Genomic DNA, 17218 nt, shown 5'->3' with positions numbered 1-17218 from the left:
AATAGGTTGTATGAGTCGCCTTTAATGACGGCAGTGCAATGCTCGAAATAAAGCCTTCAATGTTATGAGCTTGTTCGCGCCAAGGGTCACTCTGTCATTAATTGACGTCAACGAATGGGCGGCATAATACCACTTAAGATACCGTTGGTCGCGTTCGGCATATAGGTAGGCATCTTCAGGAAATAACGTTTTTGGACGATAGTTCCATAATGGAAAAACTTTTTGATTTTTATCTTCGAAAGATATCGAGTGTGCCAGGCGTTTAGATTTTATTGGCAGGCACTATCTGAAGTCGGGGCCGGGGTATCTATTTGTTTCGAGCTGCCATCGACGGGTATGAAATATTCAAATGCGGTATGCGCACACTCAAGTTACAGGGCGACATCATTACAATAAAAAATGTGCAACACAGGGTTGATGAATTTAAGCCTGTCGTTCAGAGAACGAAACGAGCCTGAACTGCTTGGAGTGGCTGGGCGGCTGAAACTGACTTTGTCCCACTTGAAATGCAAACGCTTCGATCAGGGACGTCTGTTCACTGTCATCGAGGCCGAGTTGGCCGGTGGTCTGGTCGATGAGTTCGAGTTGCCAGGCCATTAACGTGAAGCAATCCTTGAGTGCATCCAGGGCCTGATCGTGCAGGTCCATGTGATTCTGGGCGTGGCTCAGCAATCCATGAATGTGCAGCGAGAATTCCGAAACCGTTGCCAGTGCCAGGGCATCGGCCTTGCTCGCCAGCTTGAGAAGGGTGCTGAGCATGCAATCGATGGCGTCCTTGTCATTGCTGATCAACTGCAAATGACTCAGGCACTCCTCGGACTTGGCCAGGAGTGTTTCAGCCTCGACGAGAAACTCCGGAATTCGCTGGGCCCACTCTTTAGGGTTGTTCGCCATGCTTATCTCCACAACGTCATGTCAGATGAGGGAATGTCGTGTGTGTCGACGAGAACCTTACGTGTCCCGGCGCTGCCATGCCTTGGTGAGATCGCGCTCTGGCAGGCTTGGGCACTGACTGGGGAACTCGAAAGAGTGGATGGCCACTGACCTGCGATCGCACACAAAAGCCTGACTCCGTTCATGCAATGAGAATGGCGTCACATTAATGGCTATTGGATATTGCGAATATCAGGTTGGGCCTGATTGTGCCTAGGGGAATCCCTTACACAGGGGAACCTAACGTGCAAACCGAGGTCGCGCCGCAAGGGATGAAGCAGATGAATTCACGGGGTCAGTAAAGCATGATGTTAATGTGACATCAATGCTTGGGCATGGCATTTTGTCCGGGGGTCAAGATTCGGCAAAAACTGCCGATAACTCTCTTTAGTGAATTCATCAGAACAAGCCCAGGAGTCATTAATGGCCGGCATTCTCGACACGGTAGACCAACGCACGCAACTGGTGGGTGAGAATCGCCTGGAAATTCTCATGTTCCGGCTGGCCGGACGGCAATTGTTCGCGATCAACGTCTTCAAGGTCCAGGAAGTGCTGCAGCTGCCGAAACTGACCCTGATGCCGCAGCGCCACCCCTTTGTTTGTGGCGTGGTCAACCTGCGTGGCCAGACGCTGCCGGTGATCGACCTGTCCCAGGCCATCGGCATGCGTCCGCTGGTGCCAAGCCCCACCAGTACGATCATCGTCACCGAGTACAACCGCTCGGTGCAGGCATTTCTGGTCGGTGGCGTGGACCGCATCGTCAATATGAACTGGGAAGCCATTCTGCCGCCGCCGACCAGCGCCGGTCGCCAGCATTACCTGACCGCCATCAGCAAGGTCGACGATCAACTGGTGGAAATCATCGACGTCGAAAAAGTCCTGGCCGAAATCGTGCCGTACAACGCCAAGGTCTCTCGCGACAAACTCGACGATCCGGTTCTGGAGCGCGCCCGTGGCCGTGAAGTGCTGCTGGTGGATGACTCGAACGTGGCTCTGTCGCAATTGCGCGACACCTTGGGTCAGTTGGGCGTGAAAATGCACATCGCCAGTGATGGCTTGAAGGCGCTGAACATGCTCAAGGCCTGGGCTGATACCGGTGTGAACATGACCGACAAACTGTTGATGATCTTTACCGATGCGGAAATGCCGGAGATGGACGGCTATCGCCTGACCACCGAGATCCGCAACGACCCCCGTTTGCGCGGCCTTTATGTGGTCCTGCACACCTCGTTGTCGGGTAGCTTCAATGACTCGATGGTCAAGAAGGTCGGCTGCGACAACTTCCTCTCCAAATTCCAGCCCGACAAACTCGTCGACGTGGTGCGTCAGCGCCTGATGCTCGACGAAGTGCCGGCCTGATAACGATCTGGAAAAGCGCGGCGGCAGGGTTTGGGGCTGCTGCGCAGCCCAACGGGGGCAAGCCCCCTCGCCACAGGGGCTTTGATTCGGCGATCAAGCTCGTATAGGGTGGCGTTTTTGCCCACCAGGGAGCTGTGGCCATGCATCTGAGCGCGCTTTATCGTTTTCCGTTGAAATCCGGCAAGGGCGAGACCTTGAATCAGGTCAGCCTGGACAAACTGGGGCTGGACGGCGATCGACGCTGGATGCTGGTGGACGAGGCCAGCGGGCGTTTTCTGACCCAGCGCGCGGAGGCGAAAATGAGTCAGCTGTCGGCGTTGTGGAACGCAAGCGGTGGCTTGACCCTCAGTGCCCAAGGCCATTCACCGATCGATATCGCCTTGCCCGCCAGCGATGCAGAGCTGCGTGGCGTGACCATCTGGCGCGACACCTTGCGCGTGCCCGATGCCGGTATTGCTGCGGCTGCCTGGGTCAGTGAGTTCATCGGCAAGCCGACGCGTCTGGTGCATGTGCCGCTCGATCGTGCGCGGACCACCCAGGCCGGCTACGGCAAGGACGACGATCAGGTGGCTTTTGCCGACGGTTTTCCGTTGTTGCTGATTGGCCAGGCGTCGCTGGAAGACTTGTCGCAACGGGTCGGGCGACCGCTGGAGATGCTGCGCTTTCGGCCCAATCTGGTGATCGAGGGCAGCGAGGCGTTCGCCGAAGATGGCTGGAAGCGCATCCGCATTGGCGATGTCGAGTTCCGCGTGGTCAAGTCCTGCTCACGTTGCATTCTGACCACCATCGACCCGCAGACCGGCGAACGTAGTGACGACCGCGAACCTCTGGCGACCTTGCAGCAATATCGGGCTCAAGAGGACGGCGCGATGTTCGGGCAGAACCTGGTCAATGACGGTAACGGTCGGCTCGAAGTCGGCATGCCGGTGACGATCCTCGAATAGCAGCCCTGATAAAAAATGCCCGTGTTCTTGGACACGGGCATTTTTTTTTTCGCTGTGAAACCCTAGGGGTTTAGCCGCGGTATTCGCACAGGTAAGCGGTGTCGACGGCCACTTTCAGCTGGAACTTGCTGTTGGCGGGCACGTTGAACTGGCTGCCGGCGGCGAAGGTTTGCCAGTCGCTGCTGTCAGGCAGTTTGACGGTCAGGGCGCCGGACACCACGTGCATGATTTCACGCTGGCTGGTGCCGAATTCGTATTCGCCCGGTGCCATGACGCCGATGGTCGCCGGACCTTCAGCGGTGCCAAAGGCGATCGACTTGACGGTGCCGTCGAAGTACTCGTTGACTTTAAACATGGGCGATTCCTCGAAAAGGGCTAAAAAGGGCCGGCCAGTATGCACAAGGTGTCGATAGGCGTCACCTCCTGCACTCAAGGATTGGTGGGGAAAATCAGTGGTAACAGGCGCGCGGTATTGCGCGCATCCTCCAGCGCCCGATGCTGCTGACCGTTGAACTGCAGGCCCGCCAGTTGCAGGGCGCCGTTAAGCCCCAGCGGGCGCTCCAGTCGACAGGCCTTGGCGAAACGTTGCTTGAGATTCATGTGCGGCACCCGGTTCAGGGCGCTGTCGAGTTGCAGCCGCTGCCATTCCTGAAGCAGCTGTTTGCGGTCGTAGTCACCCCAACTGGCCCAGCCTTCCAGATTCGAGAGATGTTGGTCGAGCCAGTGTTCGAACGAAACCCAGACGTCGCTCAGAGGCTGGGCAGCATCGACATTGGCCTGGGTGATGTGGGTCAATTCGCGGCAAAACGGGGTCAACAGGGGCCGACGCAACGGGCGCACGAAGCACTGGAAGTGATCCAGTTCCCGGCCTTTGCGGTCCACGAGGGTGGCGCCGATTTCGATGATTTCCATTTCTGTTACTGGCCAGCCGCCCTCATCGGTGGTGGCTTCCAGATCAATGACCAGCCAGTGAGGCATTGCAGGTTTCCTGGTATCCGCATCCTGATAGGGCTTGAGCGTAGCCAAACCCGGCGGATCCGCCTAGCGGCTTATTCGACCTCCAACAAAATCTGACGATTTTTTACCTGGTCACCGACCCTGACCTGCAAGCGCTTGAGCACGCCGTCGATACCCGATTTGAGTGGATGCTCCATTTTCATCGCTTCAAGCACCACCAGCAGCTGCCCTTTGCTGACCGGGCTGCCCTCACTGACCAATACGTCGACGATCGCCCCGTCCATCGGTGCCTTGAGCGTGCCGGAGCTGACACTGGCCTGGCCGCTGACCAGCGCCCGGGTCCGATCGACCAGCCGCAGGCTGCCGGGGCGCGTGAACAACCAGAGTTGCCCGGCTTCGAGGCGGTAGGCATGGCGTTGGCGGATGCCGTCGATTTGCAGGGTGGCCCAGCGTCCGTCGCACTGGATGACCTTCAGTTCGAGGGTCCGGGCACCGATCTGAACACGGTAGGGTTCGCCAGGTTCAGCGTGCAGTTCGACCGGCCATTCCTGATCCTCCAGGCCGATCCGATAGTGCAGAGGCACGCTGGCATTGTTGCGCCAACCGGCCAGCGGGGCGGGGTGAGCCTGCGCAGATGCTTGATAATAAAGCACCGCGGCGATGGCCAACTCGTCGGCGCTCGGCGCATGAGGGTGCAGGCAGGGATGGTCGGCGAAGTTCGTGGGGATGAACCCGGTGCTGAATTCGCCACTGATGAACTGTGGGTGTTCCAGCAGATTGGCGAGTAAGCGCTGATTGCTCTGCACGCCCAGCAGCACACTGTCCTGTACCGCCCGCAGCAACTTGCGCCGGGCTTCTTCACGGGTGGCACCGTGGGCGATGAGCTTGCCCAGCAGCGGGTCATAGAAGGGGCTGACAGACTGGCCTTCGATCAGGCTATGGTCGATCCGTACGCTGCCCTGGATCGCTGGCTCCCAAGCCTCGACTCGCCCGGTTTGCGGCAGAAATCCCTGGGCCGGATCTTCGGCATAGAGGCGCACTTCCATGGCATGCCCGTTGAGCCGCACCTGTTCCTGTCGTAGCGGCAGCGGTTGCCCTTCGGCAATGTGCAACTGCCAGGCCACCAGATCGAGGCCGGTGATCAGTTCAGTCACCGGGTGTTCCACTTGCAACCGGGTGTTCATCTCCAGAAAGTAAAACCGGCCGTGAGCATCCAGCAGGAATTCCACGGTACCCGCCCCCACGTAATTCACCGTGCGACCCGCCTTGAGTGCCGCCTCGCCCATGGCCTGGCGCAACTCGGTGGTCATCGCCGGGCAGGGCGCTTCTTCGATGATTTTCTGGTGGCGACGCTGGATCGAACAGTCGCGTTCGCCGAGATAAATCAGGTTGCCGTGCTGGTCGCCGAACACCTGAACTTCAACGTGACGCGGATCGATCAAGGCTTGTTCGAGGATCAATTCGTCGCTACCAAACCCGTGCAGCGCTTCGGAGCGTGCGCTGCGGAGCTGTTCCAGCAATTCGGCGGCGCTATGCACCAGGCGCATGCCGCGACCGCCACCACCGGCACTGGCCTTGATCATCAGCGGGTAGCCGATGCGTTCGGCTTCGCGGCGCAGGGTAGCGTCGTCCTGTTCGCTGCCCTGATAGCCTTTGATGCAAGGCACGCCGGCTTTGATCATGGCGAGTTTCGACAGCCGTTTACTGCCCATCAGCTCGATGGCTTCGGGGCTGGGGCCGATGAAGATGATGCCGGCCTGTTGGCAGGCGAGGGCGAAACCCGGGTTTTCCGAGAGGAAGCCGTAACCGGGATGGATTGCATCGGCACCGGTGCGCCGGGCAGCATCGATGATGGCCGGGATGTTCAGATAAGACTGCTGCACCGGTGCCGGGCCGATGTTCACGGCTTCGTCGGCCATCTGCACATGCAGCGCATTGGCGTCGGCGTCGCTGAATACGGCGACGGTGCGGTAGCCCAGGTTTTGCGCGGTGCGTTGGACGCGGCAGGCGATTTCACCGCGGTTGGCGATCAGGATTTTTTTGAGGGCGGGCATCGGTTATTCCCTTGGTTTTTTGCGGTGAATGTAAGGGCTTGCTCGCGAAGCTCTTTAAACGGCCCACCCCGGTTTACGCTTCTGCACAAAAGCCAGCGTCCCCTCGATCCCTTCAGCCCCGGTCACTGCTTCGCTGAACCACTCAGCTGCCTGATCCAGCAGGTCATCCGAGGGTTGTCCGGCACTCGCCAGCAACAGCTTTTTGGTTGCTGCATTCGCCCCCGGTGCGCAACACAACACATGGGCCAGCACCTCATCGAGGCGTTCGGCCAAGGCTTGTGGGTCATGTTCGACAAAATGCACCAGCCCCATGCGCCGCGCCTGGGTGCCATCGAAGCGTGCGGCGGTCAGGGCCAGTCGGCGGGCCTGGGTCAGGCCGATGCGTTGCACCACGTAAGGCGCGATCTGCGCCGGCAACAGGCCGAGGCTGGTTTCCGGCAAGCCGAACTGCGCTTGATGATCGGCCATCGCGATGTCGCTGACGCAGGCCAGGCCGAAGCCGCCGCCAAGCACCGCACCTTGCAGCACCGTAATCACCACTTGCGGCGCGTGTTGCACCTCTTGCAGTAGCGCACCGAACGCACGGTTCAGATCGCGGTAGGCGGACTGGCCTTGAGCGCGGGCGTTGGCCACGTCCTTGATGTCGGCACCGGCACAAAAATGCCCGCCGGCACCGCCGATCACCAGCGCACGAATCTGCCGATCATCGCGAACCGCCGCCAGCACCGCACGCAGTTCGGCGACCATCTGCAAGCTCATGGCATTACGGCTTTCGGGACGATTGAGGGTGATGTGCAGCACGCAGTCATGCAGGTCGAGCAGCAGGGTTTGACAGGTGGGGAGGGTGCTCATTTGTTTTTCCCCGGCAGGATGCCCATGAGTTTGCAGATGATCCCCAGCATGATTTCGTCGGCACCGCCGCCAATCGATACCAGCCGCACATCGCGGTAAGCCCGGGCCACTGGGTTGTCCCACATGAAGCCCATGCCGCCCCAGTATTGCAGGCAACTGTCGCTGACTTCCCGGCCCAGTCGCCCGGCCTTGAGTTTGGCCATCGATGCCAGACGGGTGACATCCTGGCCTTTGATGTATTGCTCGGTGGCCTGATAGACCAGCGCCCGCAGGCATTCGATTTCGGTTTGCAGTTCGGCCAGGCGAAAGTGGATGACCTGGTTGTCGATCAGCGCGTTGCCGAAGGTTTTACGCTCCTTGCAGTACTCGATGGTGCTGTCGACGCAGTACTCCAGGCCTTTGATCATGTTCGCCGCGCCGAACAGCCGTTCTTCCTGGAACTGCAGCATCTGCATCATGAACCCTGCGCCTTCGTGGCCGATGCGGTTGCGCTGCGGCACGCGCACGTTGTCGAAAAACACCTGGGCGGTTTCCGAGCTGCGCATGCCGAGCTTGTCCAGGTGCGAGCTGAGGCTGATGCCGGGGCTGTTCATCGGCACCATGATCAGCGACTTGTTGATGTGCGGTTTGTCGTCCGAGGTGTTGGCCAGCAGGCAAATGAAGTCGGCGCTCGGTGAGTTGGTGATCCACATCTTGCTGCCATTGATCACGTAGTCGTCGCCGTCCTTGCGGGCGGTGGTTTTCAGCCCGGCGACGTCGGAGCCCGCGCCGACTTCGGAAACACCGATGCAGCCGACCTGCTCGCCGGTGATCGCCGGTCGCAGGAACTCTTCGCGCAGTTCATCGGAGCCGAAACGCGCCAGGGCCGGGGTGCACATGTCGGTCTGCACGCCGATGGACATCGGAATGCCGCCGCAATGAATGGTGCCGAACTCTTCGGCCGCCACAATCGAATAGCTGTAGTCGAGGCCCATGCCGCCGAATTTTTCCGGTTTGGAAATCCCCAGCAAACCGAGCTCGCCGGCCTTGCGAAAGATCTCATGGATCGGAAAGCGCCCGGCCTTTTCCCATTCCTCGACATGAGGATTGATCTCGTGATCGACGAATTGGCGGACGGTGCGGCGCAGTGCTTCGTGTTCCTGGGTGAAGATCATTTTTATTGTTCTCCTGTCGAACCCGATCGTTCCCACGCAGAGCGTGGGAACGATCAATCAAAACCTCGCGACACCGAAGCTGTTGGGTTGCAGCGTCCGAACCTCGGCCTCATGGCAGATGTCCAGCAAGTATCCAAGCAACGTGCGGGTATCCCGTGGATCGATCAGCCCGTCATCCCACAGGTTGGCGCTGCCATACAGCGCGGTGGACTGGCTGTCGAGTTTCTGCGCGGTGACGTGTTCCAGCATGTCGAGCATTTTCGGGTCGGGCACCAATCCGTCCTTGAGTTGTTTGGCTTCGGTGACGATCCGCAGCACTTTGCCGGCCTGGGCACCGCCCATCACCGCGGTACGGCTGTTGGGCCAGGCGAAGATGAAGCGCGGATCGAGACCGCGGCCGCACATCGCGTAATTGCCGGCACCGTAGGAACCGCCGACGACGATTGTCAGTTTAGGCACCCGGGCATTGGCCACCGCTTGAATCATTTTCGCGCCGTGCTTGATCACGCCTTGCTGTTCCGACTCGGTGCCGACCATGAAGCCGGTGGTGTTATGGAAAAACAGCAGCGGCGTCTGGCTCTGGTCGCAGAGTTGAATGAACTGCGCGGCCTTGCTCGCGCCTTTGGGGGTGATCGGGCCGTTGTTGCCGATGAAACCGCAGGCTCGACCCTGGATCTGCAAATGCCCGCACACCGTCTGCTGATCGAACTCGCTTTTGAATTCGAGGAAGTTCGAAGCGTCGGCAACCCGCGCGATGATTTCACGCACGTCGTAAGGTTTTTTCGGGTCATCCGGGATCAGCCCCAGCAGTTCGTCGATGGGGTAGCGCGGCTCTTCCCACCGACGTTCCGGTAACCACGGCAACTGATCGTTCCACGGCAACAGACTGACAATCTCGCGCACCTGGCGCACGCCATCGGCATCGTTCTCGGCCAGGTATTCGGCGGTGCCGGCGGTTTGCGCATGCATCTCGGCACCGCCCAGTTCTTCGTCGGTGGCGACTTCACCGGTGGCGGCCTTGAGCAGTGGGGGGCCGGCGAGAAACAGCTTGGCCTTGCCGCGCACCACCACCACGTAATCCGACAACCCCGGCTGATAAGCGCCGCCTGCCGTGGCCGAGCCGTGGACCACGGTGATCTGCGGCAAGCCCATCGCCGACATCCGCGCCTGATTGGCAAAGCTGCGCGCGCCTTCGACGAAAATCTCCGCCGCATAATTGAGGTTGGCGCCACCGCTCTCGGCGAGGGTGATCACCGGCAGTTTGTTTTCCATGGCGATCTGTTGCAGGCGCAGGGACTTTTTCAGGCCGCTGGGGGAAATGGTCCCGCCCTTGATTGCGCTGTTGTTCGCCACCACCAGCACCCGCACGCCGGACACGTAACCGATCCCGGCGATCAAACCGCCGCCGGCCGCGCTGCCGTCCTTGTCGTCATGCAGCTTGTAGCCGGCCAGGCTCGCCAGTTCGAGGAACGGCGCGCCGGGATCAAGCAGCAGGTTCAGCCGCTCCCGGGGCAGCAGTTGCCCGCGCTTGTCGAACCTCGGTTTGGCTTCAGCGGCTTTATTCAACAGGTTCTGTTCGAGCTGGCGGACCTGCTCGATGCCGGCCAGCATGGCCGCACGGTTGCGGGCGAATGGTTCGCTGAACGGGTCTATCTGGGACTGGATGACCGGCATGGTTATTCCTTGTCCTTCGGTTCGTCTGGTTTGGAGGGGGCCGGCCTGAGTACTTCAGGTAAATAGGCGCGGTGAAAGCCGTTGTACGAGTGACTGTTCTGCGCCTTGTGCATTGGCCAGGCCCGCCCGCCGAGGCTGGCGGCACCGTCGATGCGCAACGTGCTGCCGCTGACAAACGCCGCGGCCGGGCTGAGCAGGAACACAATCGCCGCGCTGATTTCCGATTCGGTGCCGATGCGCTTGAGCGGCACGTGTTCGCACAGCGTCGGAATCACCGCCCGGAACGCGCCTTCGTAGGTGTCCATGCCGCTGGACGCGACCCAGCCCGGCGCGACGGCGTTGACCCGCACGCCGGCGTAGCCCCATTCGAACGCGGCGGTCTTGGTAAAGTTGTCCATGCCCGAGCGCGCTGCGCCCGAATGGCCCATGCCGGGCATGCCGCCCCACATGTCGGCGAGCATATTGACGATGGCGCCGCCGTGCTTGCTCATGGACTGATTGAACACCTCGCGAGCCATCAGAAAACCGCCCACCAGGTTGGTGCGCAGGATGGTTTCGAAACCTTTCTGATTGATCGACGCCAGTGGCGACGGGTACTGCCCGCCAGCATTGTTGACCAATCCATGAATCGGCCCGTGTTCGCGGATCAGCTCGCTGACCAGCTGCGTGACAGCGTCTTCGTTGCGGATATCGCAGACCTGCCAACTGGCTTTTCCGCCGTCTTCGGTGATTTCGGCGCTGACCTTTTTCAATTTCTCGGCATTGCGCCCCACCAGCAGCACTTGCGCGCCGAGGGCCGCGAGCTCATGGGCGGTGCAACGACCGATGCCGCTGCCGCCACCGGTGACGATGATGGTTTGGCCGGCGAACAGGTCGGGTTTGAAAATCGAGTCGTAAGCCATGGCGACAGTCCTCTAGTTGAACTGATCGGCGATGCGCTGGGGCACCGGAATCTGGATTTCCAACAGTTGTTGGGCGAACGCCTTGCCTTGCGGATCGATCCGCAGGCTGGCCACGCCACCGCCGCCGAGTGCGTTTTCCAGAAGAAAATTAAAGCTCTGAGTGCCGGGTAAATACCAGCGTTCGACGCGTCCGTGGATCGGGTCGAGGACATGGCTCATCCAGTCGACCATCACCTCGGGTGTCAATGCTTCGGCGATCCACGGCAGGTAGTCGGGGTGGCGGGCCATGACGCCGATGTTGCTGTGGTTACCCTTGTCGCCGGAGCGCGCCACGGCAAGTTTGATCAAGGCCACGCTAGCGTCGGCACGCTCTGTGGTTTTGGGTGGGTCGAACGGCAGCGGCAAGTCAGCCGGATCGAGCGCATCGAGGGCGGGCAGGGCACACGGATGGCGCTCACCGGCAAGGTCGATTTCCAAGGCGCAGGCGGTTTTGTCGATCAGGAACGAAAACAGCCGGATCAACGGATACACCGTCGGCCGCCCGCCGACGATTCCCGTCAGCCCAGGCGCCATACCGGTGGCAGCCTGAGCTATTTCCCGGGAGAACAGAATCAAGGCCTGTTTGCTCGGATGGCGCACGGCGAGTTTGATCACCACTTCGCGGCTGTCCTGGCGCTGGCCGTGGGGGCCGTAAGTGGCCTCGCTGCCCAGCAGTTCGATGTTCACTTCGCTGTAGGGCGCCCAGCCGCGCTGGCTAAACATTTGCGAGGTCTTGTTGATGATCGCCTGGCTGACCCGTCGGGCCTTGGCCACGGCATCGATCCCGGCGATCAGGCAACTGGCGGTGCAGCGGAAACCGTCCGGGTACGTTGCGCTGACCTTGTACTGAGCGGTCGGCGGCAAGCCTTTTGCGCCATGCACCTGAACCGCGTTTTTGCCTTGTTGCACGAGTTTGACCTGGCTGAAATCGCACACTACATCGGGCAGCAAATAGGCCTGTGGGTCGCCGATCTCATAGAGCATCTGCTCGCCAACCGTCAGGGGTGTGACCAGGCCGCCGGAGCCGTCGGGTTTGCTGACGATGAACTGGCTGTCGGCACCGACTTCGACGATCGGAAAACCGATGTGTTCGTAATCGGGCACGTCATGCCAATCGGTGAAATTGCCACCGGTGCACTGGGCGCCGCATTCGATCAGATGCCCGGCCAATGCGGCTTGGGCGAGTTTGTCGTAGTCGTGCCACGACCAGCCGAACTCATGCACCAGCGCGGCGCTGACCACGGCGCTGTCGACCACGCGCCCGGTGATCACAATGTCGGCGCCCAGGCGCAGGGCTTCGACGATGCCCGGTGCGCCGAGGTAGGCGTTGGTCGATACGCACATCGGCGGCAGGGGCGCGCCACTGAACATCTCATGGATGCCCAGACTGCTCAGGCGTTTGAACTGCGGTTGCAGGTCGTCACCCGACAGCACGGCGATTTTCAGCGCCACCCCGGCCTTGTCGCAGGCCGCTTGCAGGGCAGCAGCGCAGGCCTGTGGATTAACCCCGCCGGCGTTGCTGATCACCCGGATCTGTTGTTTCGCGAGCTGCTCGAGGAGGGGGCTGAGGACTTCGATGAAGTCGCTGGCGTAGCCGGTGGCGGGATCTTTCATCCGCGCCCCGGCCATGATCGACATTGTTATTTCGGCCAGATAATCGAACACCAGATAGTCCAGTCGCCCGCCCTCCACCAACTGTGCGGCGGCGGTCGAGGTGTCGCCCCAGAATGCACTGGCACAACCGATGCGAATTGTTTTAGGCACAGTCAACTCCATAGCCATCTGCGACAGAAGCGCTTCGAGACTACCAAGCAAGCGCTTGGTTTGTAAACGCCTTGATTATCTTCTTCCCGAGCGCTTGCTTGGTCGCCCCTGCCAGCTTAAATTGCCCGCGCAACCCTGCTGTTTTAATGGGCAGCGGCGCATTTGATTGATCGACTGTAGGAGAGAACGGGTGGACGAGCAAAAAGCCCTGAGGGTGATGCGCGAGTTGGTCGACAGCGGCCAATTGACCGACCCCGACAGCGCCCGCGGCAAACTGCTGCAAGTGGCCGCTCACCTGTTTCGCAACAAAGGTTATGAACGCACCACCGTGCGTGACCTGGCCAGTGCGGTGGGCATTCAGTCAGGCAGCATTTTTCATCACTTCAAAAGCAAGGACGAGATCCTGCGGGCAGTGATGGAGGAGACCATTCGCTACAACACCGCGTTGATGCGTGCAGCGCTGGCCGAGGCCGGCAATGTGCGCGAGCGGGTGCTGGCGCTGATTCGCTGTGAATTGCAGTCGATCATGGGCGGCAGTGGCGAGGCCATGGCGGTGCTGGTATATGAGTGGCGTTCGCTGTCTGAGGAAGGCCAGGCGCAGGTTCTGGCGCTGCGCGATATTTATGAAGCCATCTGGCTGCAGGTGCTGGGAGAAGCCAAGGACGCCGGTTTTATCCGGGGCGACGTGTTCATCACCCGCCGCTTCCTGACGGGCGCGCTCTCCTGGACCACCACCTGGTTTCGCGCCGGTGGCAGTATGAACCTCGATCAATTGGCCGATGAAGCGCTGATTCTGGTGCTTGAAGAACGGTAAGAGCCGTCTATCTCGGCAAGAAACTGGCTAAGTTGACGAAACCGCCTAGTTTGTATGCATTGGTGAGTATTTTTTTGGGGAGTGTGCTGTTTTGATGTCTTCATCAATTCGAATGGCGTCGCGGCTTTTGCTGGCGGCGCTTGCGGTGTGCTGGGTGTTGCCATCTCAGGCCGCACAACAGGTGCGGGTCGGGGCCGCCCATTTTCCACCCTATACCGTGCGCCCGGAGTCCGGTGCCGACACCGGTCTGCTGCCGCAACTGGTGGAAGCGCTGAATCAGCTGCAAACCGATTATCAGTTTGTGCTGGTGCCCACCTCGATTCCCAGGCGTTTCAATGACTTCAAGGAAGGCCGGGTCGATATGGCCATTTTCGAGAACCCGGAGTGGGGCTGGAAGGACATTCCGCATACCGACGTCGACATGGGCCTGGAAGACGCAGAAATCTTTGTCGCGCAGAAGCAACCCGGTCGCGATGAGAACTACTTCAAGGATCTGGCGAGCAAGCGCCTGGCGCTGTACAGCGGCTATCACTACGAGTTTGCCAATTTCAACGCCGATCCCAAGTACCTGGCCGACACCTACAACGCCACGCTGACCTATTCCCACGACAGCAACCTGCTGATGGTGCTGCGCGGGCGAGCGGACATAGCCCTGGTGACACGCTCTTATCTGAGCGATTACCTGCTGCGCAACGAAAAAGTCGGTGAGCAGTTGCTGGTGTCGCAACGCATCGATCAGGTCTATCACCATTACGCGCTGATTCGTCCAGAGGCGCCGATTACGGGTGAAGCATTCGGCAAGTTGCTGCAAGGCCTGCGAAACAACGGCCAGATGCTGAAGATTTTCGATCCCTACAAAATTGCCCTGGTGCCGGTGGGCAAGCACTGACAGATAGAGTTTCCAGGGGCAGGGGGGGCGGACGACCATTCATCTGGTATTTATGTTCTGCTGTTCGAATGGTCGAATTGACAGTAGACGCTTCGCCTAACGTGGTCTTAGCTCCTTTCCTGTGTCCGACCCCATGGAGGGGTTGGCGCTCATTCAGAAAGGATTTCTGTCATGACAACCCCCTCGTTGGTTTCTCTCTCCTGTGTGCCCGCTCCTGTGGTGCCACAAGCCGTCAACGATGTACTCATTCTGAAAAAACCTGATGATTCGGCCGGTGTCACGGTCGAGGTGGCGCGTTGGCCATTCATGGTGGTTAATCAAAAGACAACGCTGCATGTCTGCGGTCAACAAGCCGACGGCTCGCCAGTGATGCTGCGAGTGGCGGACGCCGAGCCCGTTACGCAACAAGAGTTCCAGGAGGGCTGGCGTCGCAATATTGCCTGGGCGTCTTTGCAGAATCTGAAAGACGGGAGCCATCTCGCGTTTGTTTTTCAGGCAGCGCTGGATGGAGGCAGTTGTGCTGGCCCGGTGCTGTTCCCGACATTGTGTCTTGAGGTCCAGGCGCCTTTTGACGATACAACGACCTTCTCGGCAACAGACGGTACCAATAACTGGAATGGTTGGATGAGGGGCGACGCTGCGACTGATCCACGGGATCTCACCATCACCAAAGATGGAGATATCTACGTATTATTCGACAACACCTACACCAACAACTCTGCCGGGACAGTGTTGAAAAAGACCTTTCAGGGGCTGGAGATGGGTCGATCCTATGAGTTCGGGCTGACCGTGCGCAGGTGGAACAACAGCTATTCGGTTCCGGTGCTGTCACTCAACAGCGGAGCGCAAGTCATTGCCCCCGCGACGGAAATTTCATCAATGGCCTGGGCGCCGCTCAAAGGTACGTTTACCGCGAGTGCATCACAGATGGAGTTGCAGATCGTTAACCATGTCGCCACCGGAAACGGCAACGACTATGCCTTCCGCGAAATCTGGGTCAGGTCGATCTAGCACCTGCGTAACGTCAATCGCCTGGAACTGATCCAGGCTGTGCATGCCACCGCGAACGCTGATTAAGGTTCGCGGTGCTTTTCGTTAAATTTCCCTGCCTGGCTCACGTCACCTCAGTTAACTGTCGACGATTACCGTGAGCCCGATCCATGTCCAATCTGAATGACCTGACCGCCCTGGCCTTGCCGTCAGGCAACCGTCTTGTAGCCGATGAAACCACAAGTCGCCTGAGCCTCAGCCTGGAAGGGCAGCCGCTGATCGAACTGCGGCTGACCCGCGAGCCCGAGTTGCATTTGCGGCTGGAGGAGCGCTTTGGCCGTCCTGACGGTCAAGCATTCTGGGCGGCCTGTTATTGGCTGTTTGCCCGTGATGCGCAGTGTCAGCGTCTGACCTGGCACCTCGATCAAGTGCCCACCGAAGCCTTGCTCAGCGGATTGCTGATCGCGACCGACGTCAACGGTCAATATCGCTGTGAACGCACACTGTTCTGGCAATTGCCTCAGCCTTGGCTGGGTGAGTCGTTGACCGGTAGCTATCCACAGCAGATGGTCATCAGTGACGGCAAGCGCCACCCCCAGCGTGCGGTGAAACCCCGTGGTGAGGTTTATCGACGCTTTGATGCGCGGCTCGGTGCATGGGTTTCCCTGCGTACACTAGAAATCGAGCAGGATCTGGTGCGTTTCAACCGCTGGCAGAACAGCCCGCGGGTCGCGAGTTTCTGGCAGGAGGAGGGCAGCCTCGAGAAGCATCGGGAATACCTGAGCAAGCTCGAAGCCGACCCGCACACCTTGACCCTGATCGGTTGCTTCGATGATCAGCCGTTTGCCTACTTTGAAGCCTACTGGGCCAAGGAAGATCGCATTGCGCCGTTCTATGATGTCGCCGATTACGACCGTGGCATTCATATGCTGGTGGGTGAGGAAAATCACCGTGGCCCGCACAAAGTGGCGAGTTGGTTATCGGCGCTGGTGCACTACCTGTTTCTCGATGATCCGCGCACTCAAAGGGTGGTCGCCGAACCTCGCGCCGACAACGCGAAGATGATCGGGCATCTGCATAATCAGTGTTTTCACTGCGAGAAAGAGTTCGACTTCCCGCACAAGCGCGCGGCGCTGATGATGCTGGGGCGTGAGCGGTTTTTTGATCGGTGTTCGTTGGCTTGAGTCAGTCTTCGCGGGCAAGTCGGATCGCCGCACCGCTCGCTCCTACAGTGACAGGCAATATTCCCTGTGGAGCGAGGCTTGCCCGCGAAGCTTTTAGCGACGTGCGAAGGTGTCCGCACGATTGGCCGACACTTTGCGGCAATGCACCAGCGCATCACGAATCATGAAGTTCACCAGGGTCGGCGAGACGCCCAGTTCCTTGGCGATGTCTTTTTGCGGCACGCCGTGCAGGCGGTACATCTCGAAGGCGTAACGGGTGCGGCTGGGCAGCTCCGTCAGTGCATCGGCAATGTTTTCCAGGGTCGAGAAATTCATATGCGAGGTTTCCGGCGAAGCGCCCTGGATCACCACGTTCAGGCCTTCTTCTTCCGGGCCCGAATACTTCTGCTCCAGCGCCTGCTTGCGGTAGTGATCGATCGCCAGGTTGCGCACGATCTGGAACAGGTAACTGAGCTGTGCCTTGATGGACGAGGTGATCTGCGGTGCCGATTGCAACCGGAAGAACGCATCCTGCACCACGTCTTCGGCGCGGGATCGGCAGCCGGTAATACGGGCGGCAATCTTGACCAGAATCATTCGGTTGTCGACGAAGGCCTGAAGTAGCGGTGAATCGCACCTGCTTGTGGATACTTGTTCCGTCATTGGAAATCACCTTGCTGCAAATAGGGTTGTGGGACGACAAGGGGGTCGGAGCCGTCCTACATATCGA

16 protein-coding genes are annotated in these 17218 nt (G+C 59.6%); 6 read left to right on the top strand and 10 right to left on the bottom strand.

Features of this window, described 5'->3' with window-relative positions:
* Window positions 1-423 precede the first annotated feature (423 nt).
* Complete coding sequence (locus AC1RL4_RS26760) at window positions 424-894, bottom strand: hypothetical protein (RefSeq protein WP_019582507.1); 471 nt, start codon at window positions 892-894, stop codon at window positions 424-426.
* A 462-nt stretch (window positions 895-1356) separates the two neighbouring features.
* On the opposite strand from AC1RL4_RS26760, the gene AC1RL4_RS26755 reads away from it, so the two are divergent.
* Both AC1RL4_RS26755 and AC1RL4_RS26750 read left to right on the top strand, forming a co-directional pair.
* Window positions 1357-2292 carry a chemotaxis protein CheV gene (locus AC1RL4_RS26755; RefSeq protein WP_018929995.1) on the top strand — a complete coding sequence of 312 codons (936 nt, stop codon included), beginning with the start codon at window positions 1357-1359 and terminating at the stop codon, window positions 2290-2292.
* A gap of 140 nt (window positions 2293-2432) precedes the next feature.
* On the top strand, window positions 2433-3236 hold the full coding sequence (locus tag AC1RL4_RS26750) for an MOSC domain-containing protein (RefSeq protein ID WP_019582506.1): 804 nt from the start codon (window positions 2433-2435) through the stop codon (window positions 3234-3236).
* Window positions 3237-3306: 70 nt separating this feature from the next.
* Here the strand turns inward: AC1RL4_RS26750 and ppnP are convergent, their stop codons facing one another.
* The 8 genes from ppnP to AC1RL4_RS26710 all read right to left on the bottom strand — a co-directional run bounded on the left by ppnP (window position 3307) and on the right by AC1RL4_RS26710 (window position 12632).
* The gene (gene ppnP, locus AC1RL4_RS26745; RefSeq protein ID WP_018929993.1) at window positions 3307-3591 is read right to left on the bottom strand and encodes a pyrimidine/purine nucleoside phosphorylase; all 285 of its coding nucleotides are present in this window, start codon (window positions 3589-3591) and stop codon (window positions 3307-3309) included.
* A gap of 74 nt (window positions 3592-3665) precedes the next feature.
* Window positions 3666-4214, bottom strand: coding sequence for a 3'-5' exonuclease (locus AC1RL4_RS26740; protein ID WP_019582505.1), 549 nt, complete (start codon window positions 4212-4214; stop codon window positions 3666-3668).
* A 71-nt stretch (window positions 4215-4285) separates the two neighbouring features.
* The gene (locus AC1RL4_RS26735) at window positions 4286-6247 is read right to left on the bottom strand and encodes an acetyl/propionyl/methylcrotonyl-CoA carboxylase subunit alpha (RefSeq protein ID WP_028939026.1); all 1962 of its coding nucleotides are present in this window, start codon (window positions 6245-6247) and stop codon (window positions 4286-4288) included.
* A gap of 54 nt (window positions 6248-6301) precedes the next feature.
* Entirely contained in the window at window positions 6302-7099 is a 798-nt protein-coding gene (locus tag AC1RL4_RS26730) for an enoyl-CoA hydratase/isomerase family protein (RefSeq protein ID WP_230174387.1), read from the bottom strand.
* Window positions 7096-8253: a citronellyl-CoA dehydrogenase gene (gene atuD, locus AC1RL4_RS26725; protein WP_007940059.1), complete on the bottom strand. Its 1158-nt coding sequence runs from the start codon at window positions 8251-8253 to the stop codon at window positions 7096-7098. The genes AC1RL4_RS26730 and atuD overlap by 4 nt, the downstream gene beginning before the upstream one ends.
* A gap of 57 nt (window positions 8254-8310) precedes the next feature.
* A complete protein-coding gene (atuC, locus tag AC1RL4_RS26720) occupies window positions 8311-9927 on the bottom strand; it encodes a geranyl-CoA carboxylase subunit beta (RefSeq protein WP_019582502.1) in 1617 nt (538 codons plus the stop codon).
* Between the two features lie 2 nt (window positions 9928-9929).
* Window positions 9930-10829, bottom strand: a complete 900-nt coding sequence (locus AC1RL4_RS26715) for an SDR family oxidoreductase (RefSeq protein ID WP_019582501.1) — start codon at window positions 10827-10829, stop codon at window positions 9930-9932.
* Window positions 10830-10841: 12 nt separating this feature from the next.
* Entirely contained in the window at window positions 10842-12632 is a 1791-nt protein-coding gene (locus AC1RL4_RS26710) for an acyclic terpene utilization AtuA family protein (protein ID WP_019582500.1), read from the bottom strand.
* Window positions 12633-12822: 190 nt separating this feature from the next.
* Here AC1RL4_RS26710 and AC1RL4_RS26705 point away from each other — a divergent pair, with 190 nt between their 5' ends.
* The 4 genes from AC1RL4_RS26705 (at window position 12823) to AC1RL4_RS26690 (ending at window position 16509) form a co-directional block, all read left to right on the top strand.
* Window positions 12823-13446: a TetR/AcrR family transcriptional regulator gene (locus AC1RL4_RS26705; protein WP_019582499.1), complete on the top strand. Its 624-nt coding sequence runs from the start codon at window positions 12823-12825 to the stop codon at window positions 13444-13446.
* A 94-nt stretch (window positions 13447-13540) separates the two neighbouring features.
* Window positions 13541-14335: a substrate-binding periplasmic protein gene (locus tag AC1RL4_RS26700; RefSeq protein WP_026331946.1), complete on the top strand. Its 795-nt coding sequence runs from the start codon at window positions 13541-13543 to the stop codon at window positions 14333-14335.
* Between the two features lie 171 nt (window positions 14336-14506).
* Complete coding sequence (locus AC1RL4_RS26695) at window positions 14507-15346, top strand: hypothetical protein (RefSeq protein ID WP_028939030.1); 840 nt, start codon at window positions 14507-14509, stop codon at window positions 15344-15346.
* A gap of 149 nt (window positions 15347-15495) precedes the next feature.
* A complete protein-coding gene (locus tag AC1RL4_RS26690) occupies window positions 15496-16509 on the top strand; it encodes a GNAT family N-acetyltransferase (protein ID WP_019582496.1) in 1014 nt (337 codons plus the stop codon).
* A gap of 93 nt (window positions 16510-16602) precedes the next feature.
* Here the strand turns inward: AC1RL4_RS26690 and AC1RL4_RS26685 are convergent, their stop codons facing one another.
* Window positions 16603-17151 carry an RNA polymerase factor sigma-70 gene (locus AC1RL4_RS26685; RefSeq protein WP_019582495.1) on the bottom strand — a complete coding sequence of 183 codons (549 nt, stop codon included), beginning with the start codon at window positions 17149-17151 and terminating at the stop codon, window positions 16603-16605.
* Window positions 17152-17218 lie beyond the last annotated feature (67 nt).

This window comes from Pseudomonas sp. GW822-FHT07A10, assembly GCF_058798795.1.
The sequence above is the reverse complement of the archived record's forward strand: the minus strand, read 5'-3'. Positions and strand labels throughout refer to the sequence as shown.